Origin of the sequence: Desulfoluna butyratoxydans (assembly GCF_900699765.1) — a bacterium.
Lineage (GTDB): Bacteria > Desulfobacterota > Desulfobacteria > Desulfobacterales > Desulfolunaceae > Desulfoluna > Desulfoluna butyratoxydans.
Window position 1 is genome coordinate 371,523 of sequence record NZ_CAADHO010000001.1, and the last position, 22,158, is coordinate 393,680.

A 22,158-nucleotide genomic window follows, 5' to 3' on the forward strand; every position below is an offset into this window, starting at 1 on the left:
ACCGATCATCCCATGGATGCTGCCATGGTCTCCAGCTCCTCATTGGACATGATGCCCATGGCCCCGAACTCCTCCTTGGTAAACAGCACAAATTCCCCTTCGGACGAGGCGCAGACGTCCCCCTCCTCATCGCGGATTTCCGCCACCACCCGGGCTTTCCGCTCACTGAGCCGCTCTTTGATGATGCCGGTCAGTGCCAGGGGAGTGCCCACGCGCACGGGCTTTTTAAAGGCAACATTCATCCCCTTGGTGAGGATAAACCGCTCGGTCAGGTGGATGGCGGTCCAGCTCATCATCTCGTCCAGCATGGTGGAGAGGATCCCCCCGTGCACCAGGTTGCTCCACCCCCTGAACCGAGGCCTCACCGTCAGAAAGGAGCGAAGCTGCTCCCCGTTGGACTCAAAACTCATCTTCAGGCCGTGGGGGTTCTCCGTCCCACAGGCAAAACACTCCCGATCCACCCCCTCAAGGGACTTCCACTGTGTCTCTGTCATTTTCTCTCTCCCAATGCCAAGTACAGATTCATCACGTTGGTTATATTCTTCAGCCGGTGCCATGGCACCGGCAGGGTTAACGCTTTAAAAACGCCTCCGGCGGCCCTGCCGGGGGCCAACCTTTTAAAAAGGTTGATAAACAGGTCTTGTGAACGCCTCGGATCGACCGAACGTTATCGGAAAGCCACGGCTTCAAACGTATCGGGCGTTCAGCCGAAACGTTTTTTCGGATCTTTTGTCAAAAAGCGACCCGCCGGAGTTATTCCGGTTTAAGTCATACGAATCACAAACGTTCTGCATCGTGTTTTTAGAAGAATGAAATGGGCCTCTCCTGCAAAGTCGGTTGCTATATGTCACACATCACGCGAATGCTCTGATAACGCATGCAAAATGGCTGTCTCCATGCATTCGCCATAGGGTTTCCAGGTGCCCCACCTGGCCGCAGGAGTCAGTGCGGTCAAATCCACAATAGACAAGTGGCAACAACTTACCCTGTTCGGTCGAAGCCTGTGAACCGGCCCGCATAAACCGTCGGCGTTTATGTCGGGCGAAGCCCGAACCGAAGGCCATTGCGCTTTGGCCTGAGGAACGAAGGGCAAAGCGCAATGGCAATCAGCTTTCGAGGTGGCTCCACCTCGCCGCCGGAGGCATGCTTTTTCCGGCTACTTTAACCATAGAAGGCGGCTTTTCCCTCACGTGGCCCCGAGAAGGAGCCTGGCCGATCGGATCATGTGGGCGCAGTGGGCATCGAAGGTCCCGGCCTTGAGGTGGTACTGGCAGAAGTAGTGGGACCCTTCGGACAGGGAGATCAGGGCCTCGGTGGTGGCCTGGGGATCGTCCACCCGGATCACCCCGGCCTCGGAGAGGAGGGCCATCTGCTTGGTGAGGTACCGCCGGTAGTTGCCGTAGAGGTTCCGAACCCGCTCCATCACCTCGGCGTCCCGCTGACTCAGGGCCAGAAACGAAAAGACCACGGAAAAACTGGCCGCCTCGTACCACTCCCGGCTCCAGATCAGCGAAAGGAGGCGCTCCAGGCGCTCTTTTGGATCCCCGCCCTCGGGGAGCCTTGCAAACAGGGCGGCGTAGGTCCGCAACACCTCGTCCACCAGGGCCATCACCATCTTCTCCTTGGAACCGAAATAATGGATAATGAGGCTGGCATGGACCCCGGCCTGTTTGGCCACCTTGGCCACGGAGGCGTTTTCAAACCCCTCGGCCTCGATCACCTCGTAAAAAGCCTTTAGAATAGCGGGTTTTCTCTCGTCTGCGCTCTGTCTTTTCCGTCCTGTCATACCCATCCTTTGCGGTGTCATCAGCACCGCCTGCTTATTTATTGAACATTCATTTAATAAGCAGACATACCCATCCTGTCAAGGCCAATGGCCAGATCCAACGGCAAGTAAAAAATCAATTGCCTCCGGCGGGTCGCTTTTTGAAAAAAGCTCCGCAAAAACGTTCCAATAGCCAAGGCACTTCTCTTCAGCCCCTGGGGGACTGAAGAGAAGTGCCTTGGTAAACAACAAAAAAAGATAGAAACGGTTATGATGCCCCAAAAAAAACGCAACACGTTTGTGCAACGTTTCAAAAGGTTACTCCCCGACAGGGCCGCCGAGAGAACCTGAAAACCCCATGGCAAATGCATGCAGGAGGCCATAATTTACGGGCGGAGTCGGTCAGCTGAAATGGACCGCCACCCAGATGGTCTCCCGGTCCTCGGGGGTCCAGGTGACCCGGTGGCGGGCATGGGCCGGAATCAGGAGATGGTCCCCTGCCTGAAGATGGATCTCCTCCTCGCCTTCAAAGCAGAGGCGCGCCTCACCCTGGGCCACCATTACCCACTCGTGGGTCTCCTGGTCGTACCAGAACCCGTCCGGGGAAGCGTGTCCCTTGGAGACGATGCGCTCCACGGTGACCCCGCTGCCCGATGCAAGGGTTGTCATGAGCTCTTCGGGAAGCTCGGCCGGGATGCCCTCGAACAGGGACGCCCGCACCGAACCGTCCCCTTCTTTTCGTTGCCTGTCCATTGTTTCTCCGTAAACTGTTTCCAGCCACCTGCGGCTGTGTTATGACCCCATCGGAATTTTACCATGCCCGGACAGGTTCCATCCTTTTCCGGGCCCTTGCAACCTTTTTTCAAACGGATGAACCGGCCAGTGACACATTCCCGAGGCACCACCCCACCCGACATGCTCTTTATCTATCCCCCCGCAGCCAAGATCAGCGAGCCCCCGGCGGGCATCGCCCGGCTTGCCGGGGCCCTGAAGCACCACGGGGTTGCCGTGAAATCCGTGGACATGAGCCTTGAAGGCTCGATGTACCTGTTTGACAGCGCCTCGGAAGCCCACGACAAGTGGAGCACCCGGGCCCTGAACCGAAAAGACCGAAACCTGGGGCTGCTTACCTCCGGGCAGGGGTACGAGAACATCGACCGCTACCGCAACGCGGTCCTGGACACCAACCGGGTGCTGAAGGTGGCCTCGGACGGTACCGGCGCCCTGGCCTCCCTGGCCAACTACAAAAGCGACACCCTTTCGCCGGTAAAAAGCGAGGATCTCCTCAAGGCCGCTCAGGCTCCGGAAGAAAACGCCTACTTTCCCTACTTCAAGGCGCGGTTCAAGGAACTCGAAGAAGAGTGCGGGGGCCTCACCACCGTGGGCATCTCCATGAACTACCTCAACCAGGCCCTCACCACCTTTGCCATCATCGGTCACCTCAAAGCCGCCTATCCCCACGTCCGTATCGTCCTGGGGGGCGGCCTGGTCACCTCCTGGATGCGCATGCCCTCATGGGAGAACCCCTTTAAACACCTGGTGGACGAGATGATCGCAGGGGAAGGGGAGCACCCCCTCCTCAGGCTCTTCGGCAAAGAGCCCGACCAGAAGCACTACCTGCCCGACTACGGGGATTTCAAGGACCTCCCCTACCTTGCCCCGGGGTTTGTGCTCCCCTTCTGCGCCGCAGGGGGATGCTGGTGGCGCAAGTGCACCTTCTGCCCGGAGCGGGCAGAACAGAACCCCTACACCCCGGTGGAGACCAGCACCGCCGTCGCCCACCTCAACACCCTGGTGGAGACCCTCAAGCCCGCCCTGGTGCACATCGTGGACAACTCCGTGGGACCGGCCTTCCTGAAAAAGCTCTTTGCCAGCGGGTTCAACACCCCCTGGTACGCCTTTGCCCGGGTCACCCCACACCTCACCGACGAAGCGTTCTGCAGGGACCTTAAAGCCTCGGGATGCCGCATGCTCAAGCTCGGCATCGAATCCGGCGACCCCGCGGTCCTGTCGGACATGAACAAAGGGGTGCCCCCGGAGATGGTCTCCCGCGCCCTTGCCACCCTGCGCAAGGTGGGCATCAACACCTACGTCTACCTCCTCTTCGGTACCCCCACGGAAACCGAAGCCGCCGCCCGGAAAACCCTGGACTTCGTGGCCCACCACCACGACGCCATCGGCTTTCTCAACCTCTCGGTCTTTAACCTCCCTTACTTCGCCCCCGAAGCAAAGACCCTGAACACCAGCACCTTCTACGACGGCGACCTCTCCCTCTACAGCGAATTCAACCATCCCCTGGGCTGGAACCGCTCCCTCATCCGCCACTTCCTCGAAAAAGAGTTCAAAAAACACCCCCGCATCGCCCCCATCGTCCACCGCGACCCCCCGGTGTTCAACTCCAACCACGCTGCCTTTTTTTAAAAAGCATGCCTCCGGCGGGCAGGGGCTAAAGCCCCAGGTTCGCGAATGCTCCCGGCCTTCGTTCCTCAGGCCGCTCGCATTCGCTGACGGGCTGCGCCCGTAACCAAGGGTAACAGCCCGATGATGTCGAGGTAATGCACTTAAATAGACAGTAGACAAGTGGCAACAACGTATCCTGTGACCTCGAAACTTGTGAGGCAGCCCGCATAAACCATCAACGTTTGCGTCGGGCGAAGCCCGAGCCGAAGGCCCTTGCGCGTTGCCCTGAGGAACGAAGGGTAACGCGCAAGGGCAATATGCTTTCGAGGTGGCTCACCTCGCCGCCGGAGGCACGCTTTCCCCCCCGCGCAAAAAACCGTCGATGTGCTTTTTGGCGGTGCGGCGGTCGAGACCGGTTTTGCGGGCCACTTCGCCGATGTTGTGGCAGCCGTTCCAGAGATGGTGGCAGTAGGCCTGGAGGAGTTCGGTGGCGGTGAGGCGGCCCTGGGCCATGGCCCGGGCAAAATCGGGGGTGTCGGTTTCGGGGGCCTGGGTGGTGTAGCGACGCTTGAGGAGGATGCGGCGGACGCATTGGGCCAGTTCGCGGACGTTTCCGGGCCAGGGGTAGGCCGTGCCGGGATCTTTCTGGATGGTGGAGGTGACCATGGTAGCAAGGTCCGGGGCGGGTTTTCCGATGATGCGGGCAACGGTGAAGTCCACCAGGGCCTTGAGTTCGTCCGGGGATTCCCGGAGCCGTGTACGCAAAGGGGGCATGACAATGAGGTCCGAGCAGAGGCGGTAGAAAAAATCGTCTCGCATGCGGCCTGTGGCGGTGAGTTCTGTTGCGGGGCGGTTGGTGGCGGCGATGATGCGGCCGGAGAACCGCTTTTCCGTGCGGCTGCCCACCGGGGTGTAGGTGCGCTCTTCCAGCACTTTTAGCAGCTTGATCTGGAGGCCCGGGCTCACCTCGCCGATTTCGTCTAAGAAGATAGCCCCGTGGGGGCTGCACCCGGCAAAAAGCCCCTCGTGGTCTTTGACCGCGCCGGTGAAAGAGCCCTTGGTGTGGCCGAAGAGTTCGGACTCCACCAGGGTTTCAGAGAACTGGGAGAGGTTCACCGAGACAAAGGAGGCGGCAAAGCTCTCGGTAAAACGCATGGAGACGGGGTCAAAGGGGATAAACCCGGACCTGCCGATGGCCTGGGCCGCGCTGCCTTTGCCGGTGCCGGTCTCCCCCAGAAGCAGGGTGGAGAAATCCTCCATGCGGTTCACCAGCCAGGACTCGTAGAGGTCGATGTCACTGGTAAAGACGTTGTTCCACAGATCCTCCCGCAGGGCCACCATGGAGGGGCTCAGGCCGGGAAGCCCCCGGTCGATGAAGAAAAACGCCCGGCGGATCTGGAAACTCAAGGCAAAAAAACGCAGGGCTTCGGCCTCGGTGAACCCCGAGGAGACAAGCTCCTTCAGGGCATCGGCTGCAAAGGGCACGGGAAGCACCCGCGCCCCTTCGGCGGACTGGGCAAGGATATGGGCGTCAAAGGCCCCCATGTGGCGATGGAACAGGGCAAAGAGGTGGGCATACTTCAAAAGCTCCTGATCGGCATGGCCATATCCTGAAAGATCCCCCCGGCCCCCGGCCTTCATCTCAGCCATGCGATGTTCCACGTCCCCGATGGTCCGGGCAAGGGCATCGTCCTCGCCGCCGTAAACCCCTGCAATGCGGCGGTTGATGACCTGGCGCTCCTCGCTGAAGGGGTTGGCCCGCACCGCATCGCGCACCAGGGAAAAAAAGGTTCTCTCATGTTCTGTCAAGCGATGGGCCATCGGCGGATACCTCCTTTCTATGGTGAAAACCGTTTGCAAAAGCATGCCTCCGGCGGCGAGGTGAGCCACCTCGAAAGCTGATTGCCATTGCGCTTTGCCCTTCGTTCCTCAGGGCAAAGCGCAATGGCCTTCGGCTCGGGCTGCGCCCGACATAAACGCTGATGGTTTGTGCGAGCAGGCTCACAAGCTTCGATACAACAGGATACGTTGTCGCTACCTGCCCATTGCGGGTTGATTTAACCCAGCTGCCTCCGGTGGAGACTCAAAATGGCAACTCAAAACCTGTTTGTCATTTTTTGTATACACACATATCATAAATTCACTAACCCCAACACCTCATCCAGACGCCAAGCAGTCACATAATAGCCCTTACCTTCGAAAATCAAGCCGTTACCAAAACACGGTAACTCTGGCACAGCTTTTGATATACATGTCCCCAAGAAAAAAACACCCGGCGAAGATCAACTCGCTATGGTATGCATAGTCAACCGTTACGAACCCCAAGGAGCCCCCATGACAACCCATGAGCACAGCCCGTTGAGCCTTCTTAAGGCCCCCCGCTTCGCCCCCTTTTTCTGGACCCAGTTTGCAGGGGCCTTTAACGACAACATCTTTAAAAACGTCCTCATGCTGCTGCTGGCCTTTCGCGCGGCCCAGCCGGGCCAGACCGATATTCTCATGAACCTGGCCGCAGGGCTTTTTATCCTTCCCTTCTTTCTCTTCTCGTCCCTTGCCGGCCAGATCGCCGACAAGTTTGAAAAGGGACGCCTCATCCGCATGATCAAGGTGGCGGAGATCGGCATCATGTGCGCGGGGGCCGCGGCCCTCATGCTGGGCAGCACCGCCTCCCTTCTGGCCCTCCTCTTCCTCATGGGGACCCAGTCCGCCTTTTTCGGGCCGGTGAAGTACAGCATCATGCCCCAGCACCTGGACCCGTCCGAAATCGTGGGGGGAAACGCCCTGGTTGAGATGGGGACCTTTGTGGCCATCCTGGCCGGTACCATCGCAGGGGGGCTTTTGATCCAGCTTCCAAGCGCGTACGCCGCCCTGGCCGTTGTGGCCACGGCCATAGCCGGATGGCTTGCCAGCCGTAAAATCCCCAAGGCCCCTGCCGCCAGCCCTGAGCTTGCCATCAACTGGAACATCTTCAGCCAGACCCTCCGCACCCTGGGCTACGCAAAAAAAGAGAAGGTCGTGTTCCTTTCGGTCCTGGGCATCTCCTGGTTCTGGTTTCTGGGGGCCTGCTACGTCACTCAGATCCCGGCCTACACCAAAAACGTCCTGCACAGCACCGAAGGGGTGGCCACCCTGCTCCTGGCCATGTTCTCCATCGGCATCGGTGCAGGCTCCATGCTCTGCGAATACCTCTCCGGCAAGAAGGTGGAGTACGGCCTGGTGCCCATCGGCTCTCTGGGCCTGAGCCTTTTCGGCATCCACCTGGCCGCTGCGGGCAGCCTGCCCGTGCCCGAGGCACCCCACACCCTCATGGGATTTCTGGGGGCAGAAGGAAGCGTCCCCATCCTCCTCGACCTGGTTCTCATCGGCATTTTCGGCGGGCTCTACATCGTGCCCCTGTTTGCCATCGTCCAGACCCGAAGCGAGGAGAGCCACCGCTCCCGCGTCATCGCGGCCAACAACATCCTAAACGCCCTGTTCATGGTGGGGGCCGCCATCCTGGGCGGTGTCTTCTTAGGTCCCATGGGGCTTTCCATCCCGGCCCTGTTTCTCACCATCACCCTCATGAACATCGCCGTGGCCGTTTACATCTACACCCTGGTACCCGAATTCACCATGCGCTGCCTGGTCTGGGTCATCACCCACTTGTTTTACCGCATCCACCACGAGCACCTGGATAAGATCCCCTCCGAAGGCCCGGCCGTCATCGTCTGCAACCACGTCAGCTACATGGACGCCCTCATCATCGGGAGCTGCTGCAGACGCCCTGTGCGCTTTGTCATGGACAAGGGCATCTTCAACATCCCGGTCCTCAACTTTATCTTCCGCACGGGAAAGACCATCCCCATCACAGCCAAGCGCAAAGACCCGGAGGTCTACGAAGCGGCGTTCCAGCGCATTGCCGAGGAGCTGGAAGACGGTCAGGTGGTCTGCATCTTCCCGGAAGGCAAGCTCACCCGAAACGGCGAGATCGACACCTTTAAAAGCGGCATCGAAAAGATCATCAAGCGCACCCCGGCCCCGGTGGTCCCAACGGCCCTCAAGGGCCTGTGGGGAAGTTTTTTCAGCCACAAGGACGGCACGGCCCTTGCCAAGCGCCCCAGGCGGCTCTACTCCAAGATCCATTACACCGTGGGAGATGCCGTGACACCCGAAGAGGTCAGCGCAGGCGGGCTGCACAGCCTGGTCTCCGAGTTAAGGGGCGATCACGCCTGATTGACCAGGGTTACCCCATTTAGATTTTGGCCTCCGGCGGCCCTGCCGGGGGCCAACCCTTTGAAAAATTGGACAAACAGGTTTTATTTTTTTGAGGAATCGTCTCTGCGGGGCAGAGCCCCTCTTCTTTTTAAATTACCGGAAAATTTTTGCGGAGCTTTTTTTAAAAAGCGACCCGCCCGAGGCAACCGGTTTTTTTAATGCGTTGACCTTCCCTGATTGACGGAATCCTCTGGAAGATTCCGTTGAAATATGTTTTGCTTAAAGGTATCGGAGGCAGGCTCGCCCGGGGTCCCTTTGGACCCCACGGGTACCCCTTCCCTCCACAACCCATCAACGAGAGGTAAAGACCCAACCCATGATTGAAGGCATAACCTGGGCGGGCATTGTGTTTTGTATTACACAGTCCGCCATCTTTTCCGGCCTGAACCTGGCCTTTTTCAGCATCAGCAAACTCCGACTGGAAGTGGAGGCCACCCAAGGCAACATCTATGCAGCCCGGGTCATCAAGATCCGCAAGGACTCCAACTTCCTTCTCACCACCATCCTCTGGGGCAACGTTGGCATCAACGTGCTCCTGGCCCTTCTGGCCAATTCCGTCATGGCGGGCGTCACCGCCTTTCTCTTCTCCACGGTGCTCATTACCTTTCTGGGAGAGATCATCCCCCAGGCCTATTTTTCTCGGCACGCCCTGAAAATGGCCTACGGATTTGCCCCCCTGCTAAGGCTCTACCAGTGCCTCCTCTTTGTGGTGGCCAAGCCCACGGCCATGATGCTGGACCAGTGGCTGGGCAAGGAGTCCTTCCACTTCATGCGTGAGCGGGACATGCAGCAGCTCATCACCATGCACATGAAGTCCGACCAGTCGGACATCGACGCGGTGGAGGGCAAGGGTGCCATCAACTTCCTGAATCTCGACGACATCCCCCTTGCAAAGGAGGGAGAGTTCATCGATCCCTTGAGCATCATCCACCTGCCGTTCAAAAACAACGTGCCCTGTTTTCCCACCCCGGGCACCCCGGCCTTTGAGGAGTTCATCAACCAGATCCAGTCCTCTGGGAAAAAATGGATCGTCCTCATCGACGACATGGGCTACCCCGGCTTTGCCCTGAACTCCGACAGCTTCCTGAGAAGCGTCCTGTTCGACACCGCACCCATCCACCCCATGGCCCACTGCCACCGACCCATCATCACGGCAGACGCCACCACGCCCCTGGGCTCGGTGCTTCCCAAGCTCAAGGTCCACCCGGAGCGATCCGACGACGACGTCATTGACGACGACCTCATTATTTTGTGGGGAAAAACAAAGAAAGTGGTGACCGGTGCGGATATTCTGGGAAGGCTCTTGCGAGGCATCGCGGAGCGGCCAAAGGTGATATAGGCCCCTTCCGCGAAATGGTGTTCCTTCACTTCAGGAGGTAATTTATGGAAGAAACAGGGCTTATCACGGCTTTTCTCCTCAACGGCAACGGCGGCGGACGCCGTATCGGCTGGGAGGAGATTCAACGATGGAGCCCCGATCAGGGGGCCCTCTGGATCCACCTCGACTATTCGGATCCGGGGGGCCGCAAATGGCTGACGGAGCAAAGCGGTGTGTCTTCCATTGTCACGGAGGCCCTGCTCAGCGATGAAACCCGCCCACGATTCAGCCCGGTGCCCCAAGGGGCACTTCTGGCCCTCAGGGGGGTAAACCTCAACCCCGACTGCGCCCCCGAAGACATGGTGGCGATAAGGATTCTGGCCGCGGAAAACAGGGTTATCACAACGCTGCAGCGCCCCTTACGTTCCATCACGGACATCGCCAGCCAACTTGAGCAGGCAGAGGGGCCACGTAACACCGGGGACTTTCTGGTGGAGCTCATCGACCGTATCACCTTGCACATGGAAGACACCGTGGCCGATACCGAAGAGCTTGTCGCCAGGATAGAAGAAGAGGTGGTGACCACGGCAAAGCACGAATTGCGCAGCGCCCTTTCCGAGGCCCGAAGAAGCGCCATCATCCTCCGCCGCTACCTGACACCGCAGCGCGAAGCCATGCAAAGGCTCGCTGTCGCACCAATCCCCTGGTTCACCGATAGCCACCGGCTTCACCTTCGGGAAGCAACCGACCGCCTCATCCGTCACGTGGAAGACCTCGAAGCAGCTCGGGACCGGGCGGCTATCACCCAGGAAGAGCTGAGCAGCCTCCACTCCGAACAGATGAGCCGGCGCATGTACGTTCTCTCCCTGGTGGCTGCCGTCTTTCTACCCCTTGGGTTTCTCACGGGCCTTCTCGGGGTCAACATCGGGGGTATCCCCGGCGCTCGTTCCGAATGGGGTTTTCTCCTGTTCACCCTCATCCTGGGGGTAATCATCTGCTTTCAGCTCCTCTTCTTCAAACGGCAGAAATGGTTTTAGTCGCCCACCCTCAAAACAAAAGCCGCTGCCAAGGGACCCTCAAAATGATATCCCTTGCGCAGCGGCCAGTTTTTTTCCCCTGTGTGCGCCTTCGGCACGTATGCCGAAGGCTTCTCTGTCTGTGAACGATTAATTCTCTGTTTCGGGGGTTGCGCCGTTGGCGTCGTTGCCCAGAAGCTCCCGGGTCAGGCCGTTGATGTCGTTGCCCTTGAGGCCGATATCGGCCAGGAGGGAATCCACCAGCGGGGCCTGGCCGCGGTAGCGCAGGGCGCTGTTCACCAGCTGATCCGACAGGCTCGCGTCCCCTGAGGCCGCTGCCGCGCTGCCGTTTGCAGACGCCCCGTTGAGGCCGTCTACCTGGATGATCTTGATGCCGTCGATATTCTCCATGGGCTTGACGCTCTCCCGGATGATCTCGGGGAGGAACTTGATGAGGGCCATGCGGATCTGCATGGCAACCTGGGCTTCGGACAGGGTGTTGTCCGCGTCGTTCAGGGCCCGCTTGCCCTCGGCTTCCACGGCGTAGCTGCGCTCTTCGGCGTCGGCCTTGAGGATCTCGGCGTCGGCGGCGGCCTTGGCTTCGATCATGAGCTTGTCGGCTTCGGCGGTGGCTGCGATGCGAATGGCCTCGGCCTCGTCTTCGGCGGCAAGTTTCTGGGTCTCGGCGGCCACCTTGATCTTGATGGCGTCTTTCTGTGCGGCCTTTTCCGCTTCGATGAGTTCCACGAGCTTGTCTCGCTCGGCTGCCTGGCTCTCACGGACGGTGACCACGCTCTCTTCCTCTTTAACGGCCATGGCCCGCGCCTTGTCTGCCTCGGCCTGGGCTTCGGACTTGGCCTTGGATTTTTCGGCGATGGCGATGGAGCGATCCTGCTCAGCCAGTTCAACGGCTTTTTCCTGCTCGATCTTGGCCGTCTCCAGGACCTTCTCCTTGGCGATGTCCTTTTCGCGTACCTGACGCTCCTTGTCGATCTTGCCCTCTTCCACGGCGCGGTCCGCTTCGATGGTGGCCATATCCACCTTCTGCTTGGCCTCGATCTTGGCCTCTTCGGCGTCACGCTGTTTCTGGGCGCGCTCCCGGGCGATTTCCGCGGCCTGGTCTGCCTTGCGGATCTCGATCTCCCGCTCCTGCTTGAGGCGGGCGTACTCCTCTTCCCTCTGGATCTCCAGTTTGAGTTTTTCCGCTTCCAGGTTCTTGTTGGAGATGGAGACCTCGGTGTCCTGCTCGATGGCGTTACGCTTCATGCGGCGCACCTGGATCTCTTCGGTGAGCTTGGTCAGACCCTCGGCGTCAAAGGCGTTGTCCGGGTTGAAAAACTCCTTGCCGGTCTGGTCCAGGCCGGTGAGGGAGACGGTTTCGAGCTCCAGGCCGTTTTTCAGAAGGTCCTCTGAGACCACCTGCTGCACCTTCTGCACGAAATCCACCCGCTTTTCATGGAGTTCGGTCATGGTCATCTCGGCTGCAACGGACCGAAGGGCGTCAACAAACTTGCCCTCCACCAGCTCCTTCAACTCATCCGGGTTCATGGTCTTCATGCCCAGAGTCTGGGCCGAGTTGGCAATGGACTCCTCCGAGGGTTTGACCCGAACGTAGAACTCGGCCATGACGTCCACACGCATGCGGTCCATGGTGATGAGGGCCTGGGTCTCGGCGCGACGCACCTCAAGGCGCAGGGTGTTCATGTTCACGGGAATCACCTCGTGAAGCACCGGCAGCACCAGGGCCCCGCCGTTCATGATCACCCGCTGGCCACCGAAGCCCGTCCTTACAAAGGACGTCTCCTTGGACGAGCGGGTATACAGCTTGGAAAAAATAATGCCCACACACAGCAAAGATATGAAAACAATACCAGCAATAATCAACATATTGCCCATTCCTCCCATCTCAATCATGCATTTCTCCTCGTTTGATTCGGCTGTGCCCCCGGCACAAGCCGCACACACTAACGTGTCCGTTTAGTCTTCAAGCTCTTCACAGGTATTTAAAATAGCGCGGAACACCGCGCCCTTCTGCTCCACGATCAACACCGCGTCTCCCTGCTCCAGGACCTGGCTCTCCTCATCGGGCTCCACCATGATGTAGTGGGTGGTGCCGTAGCGGTCTTTCAATTTTGCCTGGGCAGGGCTGGATACCTCGGCACGGCCCAGGGTAATCCGGGCCACCTTGCCGATGTAGCTCTTCTCCGAGATCACCTCGGTCTCGTCCCTGGGGAGAAACCGCGCGCAGGTTCGGCCGAACACCTTCACCACCGGAAGGGTCATCAAAAGGGCCCCCACCGCCGCCAGGGCAGAGGGCAGGTAGCCCCCGGTCAATGTCTCGGCCGCGGACTGAATGCCCAGGCCCAGGAGACCGAAGGAGGTCAGCGAGACCACCAGCAGGATGAGAAACGGCACCCCGCGAATCTGAAGCCACCCCAGAAACCGGGTGAGGCCGGACTCGGCCACGTCCGGGGCGTCTATATCCACGGTGGCGTCCACGTCCGGAAACAGGCTGTCTATAAGATCGGAGATGCCGAATCCCAGCAGGGTCCCCACCCCTTCCATCACGGAGATACACAGCATCACCCCAAGGGCGACGGTGAACGGAAGGTTGGCGGGATGCAGGATCAGCTTAACCATGGGCGCCCTCACCCTTGAAGGCGGCCAGGCGCTCCCTCACGCGGTTGCTTCGGGCCATCTCTTCAAGCTCGGCCAGCTTCACCGCATCGGCCCGCCCGGTCTCCGTGGAGAGCGTTCCCATGCCGCTGGCCTTGGCCGTGACCCGTTCAAAGGTCGCCTGGGCTTCGGCCACGCGCCGCGCCACATCCCCTGAGCCAGAGGCTCCCTGGGGGGCGTCGCCTGCTTCCCCTTCGGCCCGGACGGCCTCCCGGTACTGGGCCAGGACCTCAGTCATCTCTCGTTTTTGGGCTTTCAGGGCGCTCAGGTAGCTCTCCAGCTCTTTTTCCTGGGCCGCGTTGTCGGCCACGGCAGACTCCAAGATGGGGATCTGGGCTTCGATGTCCATCTGCTTGCCGATGGCCGCTTCGGCCAGGTCGTCGCGATTTTCCCGCACGGCCAGCTCGATGCTGCCGGTGAGCTCTTCGTAGGTCCGGTTCATGGCCATGAGGCGCTTGCTGGCAAGATGCTTGCCAGCCACCACCTTGCCAAGCTCTTCGCGCACCTCGTCCATGGCGCCTTCCACGTCCCGGATGGTCTCTTCCATGACGCTCTCCGGCACCGCCCCTTCCAGGGCAGAGACCACCGAGTTCACGCTGCCGCTGACGATGCGGCGTACCCGTTTCCAAAGCCGTTCACTACTCATCACTGATCTCCTTCTTGTTTTCGAGTCATGATTTCCTGCATCAGCGCCGACAGTTCCATGGTGGATGCGATGCGCGATTTCACCGCCTCAGGCTCATAGCAGAGGCGAAAATCCGATGCCCCCATCTGAAGCGTTACGTCCATCATTCTGGATATGCGTTCGGTAAGGCCGCGCTCCAGTTCTGCCAGGTCCTCGGCGTTTTCCGCCTGGTCGGCGGTATACGACAGGAAAAACGCGAGTAAATCCGGAAGCCACTCAAAGGAGCGCGTCACAAGTTCCGAGGAGACCCCGGCCCTTTGCTCGTCGGCCCGGACCTTCCGAACCGCAGGCCCCATGAGCCGTGTTATCTCGTCAAACCAGGCCTGATAGCCTTCGATCTCATTTTCCGCTGCACGCCTTTCGGCAATGAGCGCCCTGAACCGGTCACTGGGCGTCTTGGCCCCTTTAAAATCGAGCCGACTTAAAAATTCGGCGTCATCTTCTGTGATTCGCACACTGAAAGGTACGGTTTTTGGCGGCATGTCCTCCCCCGTTGTCTTGAATTGTCCATCGGTTTTCAACCGAGTCCGTCAACATAGTTACGACAGATGAATTCATTTGTAAACATTTATTGTCAACCATTCAACAACAGCCACGAACACACAATATCGTCATACCATCGCACCGTTACCTTCCCTGCCCCACGCGACCCCGGTCGCCTGCAATCCCGTTGACACACGACACCCGACCATGTGAGCATACATCCGCTTCACGGTGCCGGCCCACCCACGGGATGTGTTGACACGACATCGGGAAACAGGCTAAGGCCTGATGGAGATGAAAAGACCGGAGGGCTTTTTGACACCTTGTGTCGACAGCCCGTACCTGAAACATCAAAAACACCTGGAACCAGCCCATGCACCTATACGGACTTCACGACGCCAAGCGGGTCATCAGCACCATGCTTCCCCTTGTGGGATACATCCTGGGCTTCATCGGCCTGACCCTGTTCACCGACATCTTCTTTGCGGGGATACGAACCGGAGAAGATGCCTCAAATGCTCTTGCGGCACACGTTGCCGTCTCCACCGCCCTCAATTACCTGGTGATGACCTTTTTCCTGGGCCGCATCATCGAGCTGATCTTCGGCCTTCGGCCCCTTCCGGTGCTTTTGCTCATCCGCAAAAAACTCCCGGGCTACCTGCTGGCCAACCTGCTCCTTGCGCTGCTCCTCACCCCCGTCCTCATCCTGGTGTCCGCCCTGTTTTTTGCGGGAAATCCCCAGGCCCTGTTCTACACCGTCATGGTGACCCTGAAGGTGCTGCCCATCTATGTTTTTCCCCTGGTCTTCATCACCGGCCAGGCCAAACATGCGGTGTTCACGGGTATCAAGTGCCTCCTGGGCAACGTCTCGGACTCCCTTTTCCTCATCATCCTGAGCGTTGTGGCCTTTCTCTTTGAAGGATACATCCTGCCGGTGCTGCTCCCGTCCATTGGAAGCAACGCCCTGACCTCGGCCGTTACGGTCAGCTGCAACATCTTCTTCAGCCTCTACATCTTCACGTCAGCGGCCTGGGTCATGAAGGAAAAGATCTACAGCGACGGGACACCGGACGAGCCGGTGACCCTTCACTAAATCGTCTTTTAAGGGGAAAAGTCAGGCAGGCGTGGAACACAACACGTGGGGCGGGGGCATCCGCTTCAGGGCTTGAACCTTACAAACAAAAAACCGGAGACAATCAGAAGCAGCCCTGTGCACATCAGCACCACCGACCTGGCGTTGGTGCTGACAAAGGCCTGGAACCCCGCCGTTTCTGCAGGGTCGTAAAAAGAGATGGCGCCGATAAAGGCGGGAATGGCAAAGGCAATACAGATCCAGCCGAAGACCTCCAGCCACTCCTCCCGGATGCTCGGCACCAGGGTAATGACGAGCAGCAGCGCCCCAAGGGCGGCCACAATCCCCCCGGCCCTCTCCAGGCTTCCCTGGAAGGCCCCTTCCCAAAAGAGATTGTAAACCATCCCGCACAGCAGCATCAGCAGGTGATAGTACAAAAAACCGGCAACGGCACACAGGCCGATGGTCATGAGCTTCAGGGCCAGGCCTCCGGCCTTCACGGGTGGGCGCGTTGGCTGTACCGGTGGTTCCTTCACGGCCACAGGTTTTGCAGCCTCCTGTTTGCGAGGCTCTCCGGCGGAAGGCCCCGATTCCGGCACGGAAACCCCGGGGGCGGGCCTGGGCTCTGGGGCCTCAAAGGGCTCCGCCACAGACGCCACGCGGATCCGGTCCTTAAACGCATCTGTTTCATCCTGGGAGACCAGCACCACGACGGGCTGACGCCCTTCGGCAGCGGGAAAGGCAAGACCCAGGGCCACCGGCATCACCATGGCATGAAGATCCGGGATGATAAAGGCATCAAGCCCCCGGCTTTTGCTCAAGGTCATCATCTTCCTGGCAGCGGTGTCACCATCCCGGCTTCTGGCAAAAATGTATTCCACATCGATGCCGTCGGAAAAATCGGGAATCAGGGTACGCAGAATCACGCAGGCGAACTCTTTGTCAATGGTCTCATCATTGGAAGAGGAGTCGATGCCGTGGCAGATCAGCACCACCTTTTCATGCATCACACGTTTTCCGGAAGCCGGATCCACGACACTCAGTGCGTGTTTCATCTCCATTTCGCCTCCACCATTTGCCACAAACAGAAGAAAAAGAGTCCGTTCCGCCTGCAGGATGCACCAAAGCGGGGCTCACCATGGAAAAGGCGGCATCCCAGAAGGCTTTGACCGATGAAAGGGGACTGGTGCCCGTCTGAGCCGGGGGAGGAATCGAAGGGGACGCACCGACGCCAAACGGGCAATTCGATGTGGGCGCGGGATGCGATATCCCGCGCTTCAACAGGTTGAAATTTTGTTTAAAATCCTACAGCAACCTCGCCATATGTTCAATAAAAAAGCGTCCCTCGACTGCCCCGGGCAGATGCCATAGCCTCCTGCTTGGCACAGAACCGGGGGACGATGGTTTCCTGCCGGTCCACCCGCCTCCGGGTGGGGGCCCCGGCGGGGACCTGCGGCGCCTCCCCCAGAGCCCAAGGGGTTGCCGCAAGCGCCGCCACCAGGTCCTGCTGCCTCATTACACCCTGAAGCGCCCCACCAGGGCACTGAGCTGATCTGAAAGGCCGTGAAGCTCCCGGGCGTTGGTGCGCACCTGGGCGCTGACATCGGACATCTCCCCTGCGGTGGTGTTGACGTCCGCGATCTCCCGGGCCATGTCCCGGGAGACCCCGGTGCTTTCAGAGATCTTGTCGGAGACCGTCTGGATCCCGGAGGAGGCCTGGTTGATGTTCCCGGAGATCTCGGCGGTGGTCACGGACTGCTCTTCAATGGCCGCGGCAATGGTGATGACGATCTGGTTCACCTGGTCCACGACCTCTGCAATGCCATCGATCTCGGCCACGGTCTCCTCGGTGGAGGCCTGGACACCGCCGATGCGCTCCCTCACCTCCTGGTTGGACACCGCGGTCTGCTTGGCCAGCTCTTTGATCTCATCGGCCACAACGGCAAAGCCCTTGCCCGCGTCCCCGGCCCGTGCCGCCTCAATGGTGGCGTTCAGGGCCAGCAGGTTGATCTGCTCAGAGATCTCGCCAATGGTCTCGGTGACCTTTCCGATGGCCAGGGCGGCCTCCCCAAGATCTCCCACCTTCTCCTTGGCCTGCCGGGCCTGGGTCACCGCGTCGCCGGTGATGGTGCGCGCCGACTCCGAGTTCCGGGAGATCTCCCCGATGGTGGAGGTCATCTCCTCGGTGGCCGAGGCCATGGTGTTGAGGCTGCCTGCGGAGTGCTCGGTCTCACGGGCCACATCCTCCATGTTGCAGCTCATCTGCTCCGAGGCCGCTGCCACGGTGTGAGCCTTGGAGGAGGACGCCTCGGAACCCTGGGCCATGCGACCTGCAAGATCCGTCAGCCCGGCCGAAGAGCGGGAGAGGGTCTCGGAGTTGCCCGCGATCTCCCGGATCATCTGCTGGAGCTTCTCCACAAAGAGGTTGAACCAGCGTGCCATCTCCCCCAGCTCATCACGGCTGGCAACGGCCAGGCGCTGGGTGAGGTCACCGTCCCCTTCGGCGATATCACGAAGCATGTCACCGGCCTGCTTCAACGGACGCGTAATGGAGACAATAAGCACCAGGGCCGCCCCCACGGCCAGGGCCCCGCCGATGAGGATAAAGATCACGATGACGGCCTTGCCCGAGGAGGCCGACTCCACAAAGGCCTTCTTGGAGCGCTTCGCCATGGTGTGTACGGTCTCGGAGGCCTCCTCAATGAGCCCCCGGGCCTCGGCGCCGGTTGCCAGCTCATGTTTGTCCTGGGCCACGTAATCGTCCCAGGTGGCCCTGTACTCTCCTGCCGATGCCCGAATGGCCTCGGTGGCCGCCTCCATCTCCATGAGGCCGTCCAGGGCCTCGGTCACCTTGCCGGGATCGGTGCGAAAAGCCAGGTAGTAAAGGGCACCCAACCGGGCATCCACCAGGGCCTCGTTCACCTTTGCCACCTGCTCCAACCGGGTGAAACCGTTTTCTATGACCCCGCCAAGCTCCCGCCCGGCTGTCTCGATGTCATCCACGTACACCCCGGCGCAGATCACCAGGTCCCAGGCCTTGAAGTAACGCGCCACCGTCACCTTGGGGAACACGGCGTCCCCCATGCCCGGCTTGGTCCAGTAGTACTCGGTCATGGACGTGCCGTCCTTGACCGCCCCGTTGACCACATCAATCATGAAACGCTTTCCGGTCTTCTTGTCCTGGATCTTGGAAAAATCCATACCTTCCAGGCTGCGGTCCGCGCCGTGGGCCACCAGGGTAAAATCCGGCTGCATCACAAAAAAGTAGTTGCTCCCCTCAAAATGCATCTTGCGCACCACGGAAAGGGCCTCTTTCCTCGAGCGAGAGGCCTTGTACATGGCCTCAACGGCGTCGTGGGCCACGTCCACGAGGTTTCGAACAGAGGCAAAAGCGGTCTTTTTGAGGTAATAGGTGCTGTTCTCCAGCACCTCCCCGCGAATGGCCGACTCAATGCGGCGCGCCTCTTCCTGTGTGGTGGCTCTCACCTCAGCGGCGCTCGTCAAAAGGTGCCCGCGCAGTTCGGCCTTCTTGTCCTTGGCCGCTTTCAGGGAGATGAGGTTCTTCTCGTAGAGCGTTCGCCCGGTGTTGAGCGTGTCCACCTCCCCGGTGGTCCCGGACACCCGGCCCAGCTCTTCCAGCATGGCCTTTACGATGTCCAGTCCCCTGCTCAGGGCTTCAAACTGCTCGGGTTTCCCCTCCTTGGCGTAGGCCACCTGTTCGCTTAAGGTCCCTTTAAGCTGTGTATCAAGCTCCAGGGTCATGTACCCCTGGTCCGCCTGGCGGATGACCCGGTTCAAACTGAGATAACCTGTCCCCCCAACCACAAGGAGCACCCCCACCAGCAGGGCAAACCCTGCAATCAGTTTTTTCCTCAAACTTACCGCTGCAAACATCCACCTTCCTCCGTTGTCCATGGTCCGCGTCAGGGCCACATCACACACCGCAAAAAACCCTGACCGCCGAAAAACACACTGATACATCACGTATCGACCCAGTAAACAGGGAACTTTAGGCGATTGTGCAGCTGAAAAAACAGCCTCGGAATCACATTGACAAACTGTTTATAAAACGAGATGTAACGGCGAAAGGCACACAAAGGCGGCCTTTACGGCGGGCCTGTTGTGAGATAGAAAAAAGCAATGGACCACAACCGGAAAAAACGGAGGGAAAGGTGAAAGGATTGGATACCCCCAAAATCGCGTTTACCGACGATGCAGGGCACGCCCTGCGCAAACGGGGAGGAGCCGTGACCCTCCGTATGGTGAAGAAAAAGAGCTGCGGCGGCTGACGCCCCTCAGGCCGGGCAGCCGACCTGACCCCGACAGTTCGCCGGGGCGTCCCCTTCAGGAAAAACAGTTTTCGCAAGGCCCTGGTGGACGGCATCCCCGTCTGGTACACCCCGGAGGTGCTTGCCCACAAAGGCCCCATCATTGTCAGCATCAGGCGATGGGGATTTTTGCGCCATCTCTCCGTGGAAAACCTCTGGCTTTAACCGGCCACCGCTTCAAAGCGAAAGCATGGCAAGACAGACCTTGGTCCCCTGGACAAAATCCCTGCCCCCGGATAATTCCACCACGGGCACTTTCGCCAGCAGGTCGGCATAGGCTGAGAGGGTCGGGGCCTTGGTGTCCTGCCCCTGAAACGGGCCGTAAAAAAGGCCTGTGTCCTTGGCAAAGGCCGAGAGCAGACGGACATCCCGGGGCATCTCAAGGGACCGTACAACGGTGGGAGAGCCGGTCCCGGCCCAGTTCAGGATCACCAGGCCGCTGAGGGGCGCCGTCAGGATAAAGCGGCCCGGCCCGAAAAACCGGTGGATGGGCACGTCGTGCTTCTCTTCCACGGTCCGCAGGACATCCCGGGGCATGGCCCTGAACCGTGCCCTCTCACGGGGACCAAGAAGGCCGGAGAGCCCGGGCACGGTCAGGGCCGTCCCCGGGTTGATGCGGGGGTGCTTGGCCACCCCACACATCTCAAGGCCTGCCCCGCGTCGCGTCACCATCAGGCGATCATTGCTCACAAACCGGGCCCCTGCGGCCATGAGGTGCAGGGCCAGGGTGGATTTTCCGGCTCCCGATACCCCGGCCACGGCAAGGCCCCTGTCCCCTGCCACGACCCCCGCCCCATGGCCCAGCAGACTCCCCTTGCGCAGCTTCCACTCAATAAAGCGATTGTTGATAAAGTTGATCACCTGATTGGTGTTGGCGCGGCAAGGCCCCACCGCAAGATGCTCCCCTCCGCCAAAAAGAAAAAGCATGCCCGTGAGCCGTTTGCGCACCATGCGCCCGTCCGGAAAGTCTGCCCACTCCTCTTTGACCCTGGTCTTGCCGGGGGACGGTGCCTTCGGGGCAAAGGCAAAGGGGACAGACAGCACCTCGGAGTCATGGAGGCTGATGCGCACGGCAGGCGGACCGCCGTCACAGAGGAACTCCTGAAAGTAATCGGCCAGGGCCTCTTTCAAGCCGCGAGAACTTGAGGTGACCTGCACCAGGCACCCTGCAAACCCCAGCGTGAGCCCATGGGGGGCCGGGATTCGGCTCCGCACCCGGGCCATGAGCTCTCTGCAGGTTCCGCCGGAAAGGATCATGGCATGATCCTTTCCATGACATGGTCCACGTATCGGTCCGCCGCGTTGATGCCGGTGGTCTCCAGAATCCCCCGAAAACCACCGAACGCCGAAACCTCGAAGACATAGGGACCCTCGTCTGTGAGGGCCACGTCCACACAGGTAAAGCTCAGGTTGAACAGGGCCTGGGCCCTGCGGGCCAGCTCGACGACCTCGACAGGGGGATCAAAGGCCCGGTAGCTTCCCCCGGAGGCCGTGGTGGTATTCCACGAGCCCCCTTGCCTGCTGCGTGCGTAAGTGGCCAGGTACTTTCCGCCCACAAAGGCGATGCCCAGGTCGCGGTCCCCTATGGCAATGGATTTCTGGAGATACAGGATGGGGTTTTTCGCCTTGTAAGACCGGATAATCTCACCTGCCCCGGCCTCGTCCTTCAGGTGAACCATGCCCCGGGCCTTTGAGGTGTACAGGGGCTTCAGGATGGCCGTGCCGTAGGCCTTCAGGGCCTCCAGGGCGTCTTCTTCACTCTCGGTGACGGTGGTGGGGGGCATGGGAATCCCGGCCAGCTGAAGGGTGATGGTGCAGGAGAGGCGATCCAGAACGCGAATCAGGGACAACGGAGAGCTGAACACCTTCACCCCCCGCCCCTCCAGGTACCGAAACAGCTCCAGCCGATCCAGGAGGTCCGGGGAGTAGCGTGCGCCGATCTTTTTGATCATCAGGGCATCGAACCCTGAAAGGTCATGGGCACCGCACCGCGCTCTGCCCGAGGGCAGGTCCAGACAGATCTCATCCGGGGAGATGAGGATGCGCCGTCCGGTCCGGGCAGCCACCGCATCGGCAAGCTGCTCCGAGGACCACCCGCCCTGATTGCCGATCACGCCTATCTTCACCGCATCCCTCCTCAATGGTTTTTTGCAAAGCGCCG

The 22,158-nt window shown here is 60.0% G+C and carries 17 protein-coding genes; 5 read left to right on the plus strand and 12 right to left on the minus strand.

What is annotated here, in order from left to right:
• Window positions 1–5: 5 nt before the first annotated feature.
• The 3 genes from MSL71_RS01700 to MSL71_RS01710 form a co-directional block, all read right to left on the minus strand.
• A complete protein-coding gene (locus MSL71_RS01700) occupies window positions 6–494 on the minus strand; it encodes a PaaI family thioesterase (protein ID WP_180136943.1) in 489 nt (162 codons plus the stop codon).
• 692 nt (window positions 495–1,186) lie between these two features.
• Entirely contained in the window at window positions 1,187–1,786 is a 600-nt protein-coding gene (locus MSL71_RS01705) for a TetR/AcrR family transcriptional regulator (RefSeq protein ID WP_180136944.1), read from the minus strand.
• 381 nt (window positions 1,787–2,167) lie between these two features.
• Complete coding sequence (locus MSL71_RS01710; RefSeq protein ID WP_180136945.1) at window positions 2,168–2,518, minus strand: cupin domain-containing protein; 351 nt, start codon at window positions 2,516–2,518, stop codon at window positions 2,168–2,170.
• Window positions 2,519–2,647: 129 nt separating this feature from the next.
• On the opposite strand from MSL71_RS01710, the gene MSL71_RS01715 reads away from it, so the two are divergent.
• Window positions 2,648–4,186 carry a B12-binding domain-containing radical SAM protein gene (locus tag MSL71_RS01715; protein ID WP_218950918.1) on the plus strand — a complete coding sequence of 513 codons (1,539 nt, stop codon included), beginning with the start codon at window positions 2,648–2,650 and terminating at the stop codon, window positions 4,184–4,186.
• 312 nt (window positions 4,187–4,498) lie between these two features.
• On the opposite strand, the gene MSL71_RS01720 is transcribed toward MSL71_RS01715, so the two are convergent.
• Complete coding sequence (locus tag MSL71_RS01720) at window positions 4,499–5,986, minus strand: sigma-54-dependent transcriptional regulator (protein ID WP_180136946.1); 1,488 nt, start codon at window positions 5,984–5,986, stop codon at window positions 4,499–4,501.
• Window positions 5,987–6,499: 513 nt separating this feature from the next.
• Between MSL71_RS01720 and MSL71_RS01725 the strand changes: the two genes are divergently transcribed.
• The 3 genes from MSL71_RS01725 to MSL71_RS01735 all read left to right on the plus strand — a co-directional run bounded on the left by MSL71_RS01725 (window position 6,500) and on the right by MSL71_RS01735 (window position 10,774).
• Window positions 6,500–8,377 (plus strand): MFS transporter, encoded by a 1,878-nt coding sequence (locus tag MSL71_RS01725; RefSeq protein WP_180136947.1) that lies wholly within the window; start codon window positions 6,500–6,502, stop codon window positions 8,375–8,377.
• 358 nt (window positions 8,378–8,735) lie between these two features.
• The gene (locus MSL71_RS01730) at window positions 8,736–9,758 is read left to right on the plus strand and encodes a DUF21 domain-containing protein (RefSeq protein ID WP_180136948.1); all 1,023 of its coding nucleotides are present in this window, start codon (window positions 8,736–8,738) and stop codon (window positions 9,756–9,758) included.
• 44 nt (window positions 9,759–9,802) lie between these two features.
• The gene (locus MSL71_RS01735) at window positions 9,803–10,774 is read left to right on the plus strand and encodes a zinc transporter ZntB (RefSeq protein WP_180136949.1); all 972 of its coding nucleotides are present in this window, start codon (window positions 9,803–9,805) and stop codon (window positions 10,772–10,774) included.
• A gap of 129 nt (window positions 10,775–10,903) precedes the next feature.
• Here MSL71_RS01735 and MSL71_RS01740 read toward each other — a convergent pair whose 3' ends face one another.
• From MSL71_RS01740 to MSL71_RS01755, 4 genes are all read right to left on the minus strand, one after another.
• Window positions 10,904–12,667, minus strand: coding sequence for a flotillin family protein (locus MSL71_RS01740; protein WP_246317686.1), 1,764 nt, complete (start codon window positions 12,665–12,667; stop codon window positions 10,904–10,906).
• Between the two features lie 63 nt (window positions 12,668–12,730).
• Window positions 12,731–13,393 carry a YqiJ family protein gene (locus MSL71_RS01745; protein ID WP_180136950.1) on the minus strand — a complete coding sequence of 221 codons (663 nt, stop codon included), beginning with the start codon at window positions 13,391–13,393 and terminating at the stop codon, window positions 12,731–12,733.
• Window positions 13,386–14,075, minus strand: a complete 690-nt coding sequence (locus MSL71_RS01750) for a PspA/IM30 family protein (protein WP_180136951.1) — start codon at window positions 14,073–14,075, stop codon at window positions 13,386–13,388. Before MSL71_RS01750 ends, MSL71_RS01745 begins: the two co-directional genes overlap by 8 nt.
• Window positions 14,075–14,596: a hypothetical protein gene (locus tag MSL71_RS01755; protein WP_180136952.1), complete on the minus strand. Its 522-nt coding sequence runs from the start codon at window positions 14,594–14,596 to the stop codon at window positions 14,075–14,077. Before MSL71_RS01755 ends, MSL71_RS01750 begins: the two co-directional genes overlap by 1 nt.
• A 374-nt stretch (window positions 14,597–14,970) precedes the next feature.
• On the opposite strand from MSL71_RS01755, the gene MSL71_RS01760 reads away from it, so the two are divergent.
• Complete coding sequence (locus tag MSL71_RS01760) at window positions 14,971–15,690, plus strand: hypothetical protein (protein ID WP_180136953.1); 720 nt, start codon at window positions 14,971–14,973, stop codon at window positions 15,688–15,690.
• Window positions 15,691–15,755: 65 nt separating this feature from the next.
• On the opposite strand, the gene MSL71_RS01765 is transcribed toward MSL71_RS01760, so the two are convergent.
• The 4 genes from MSL71_RS01765 to MSL71_RS01780 form a co-directional block, all read right to left on the minus strand.
• Window positions 15,756–16,724, minus strand: coding sequence for a hypothetical protein (locus tag MSL71_RS01765; RefSeq protein WP_180136954.1), 969 nt, complete (start codon window positions 16,722–16,724; stop codon window positions 15,756–15,758).
• A gap of 460 nt (window positions 16,725–17,184) precedes the next feature.
• Window positions 17,185–19,563, minus strand: coding sequence for a methyl-accepting chemotaxis protein (locus MSL71_RS01770; RefSeq protein ID WP_180136955.1), 2,379 nt, complete (start codon window positions 19,561–19,563; stop codon window positions 17,185–17,187).
• 611 nt (window positions 19,564–20,174) lie between these two features.
• Complete coding sequence (locus tag MSL71_RS01775) at window positions 20,175–21,254, minus strand: HprK-related kinase B (RefSeq protein ID WP_180136956.1); 1,080 nt, start codon at window positions 21,252–21,254, stop codon at window positions 20,175–20,177.
• On the minus strand, window positions 21,251–22,123 hold the full coding sequence (locus tag MSL71_RS01780; protein WP_180136957.1) for a GAK system ATP-grasp enzyme: 873 nt from the start codon (window positions 22,121–22,123) through the stop codon (window positions 21,251–21,253). The genes MSL71_RS01775 and MSL71_RS01780 overlap by 4 nt, the downstream gene beginning before the upstream one ends.
• Between the last annotated feature and the right edge of the window lie 35 nt (window positions 22,124–22,158).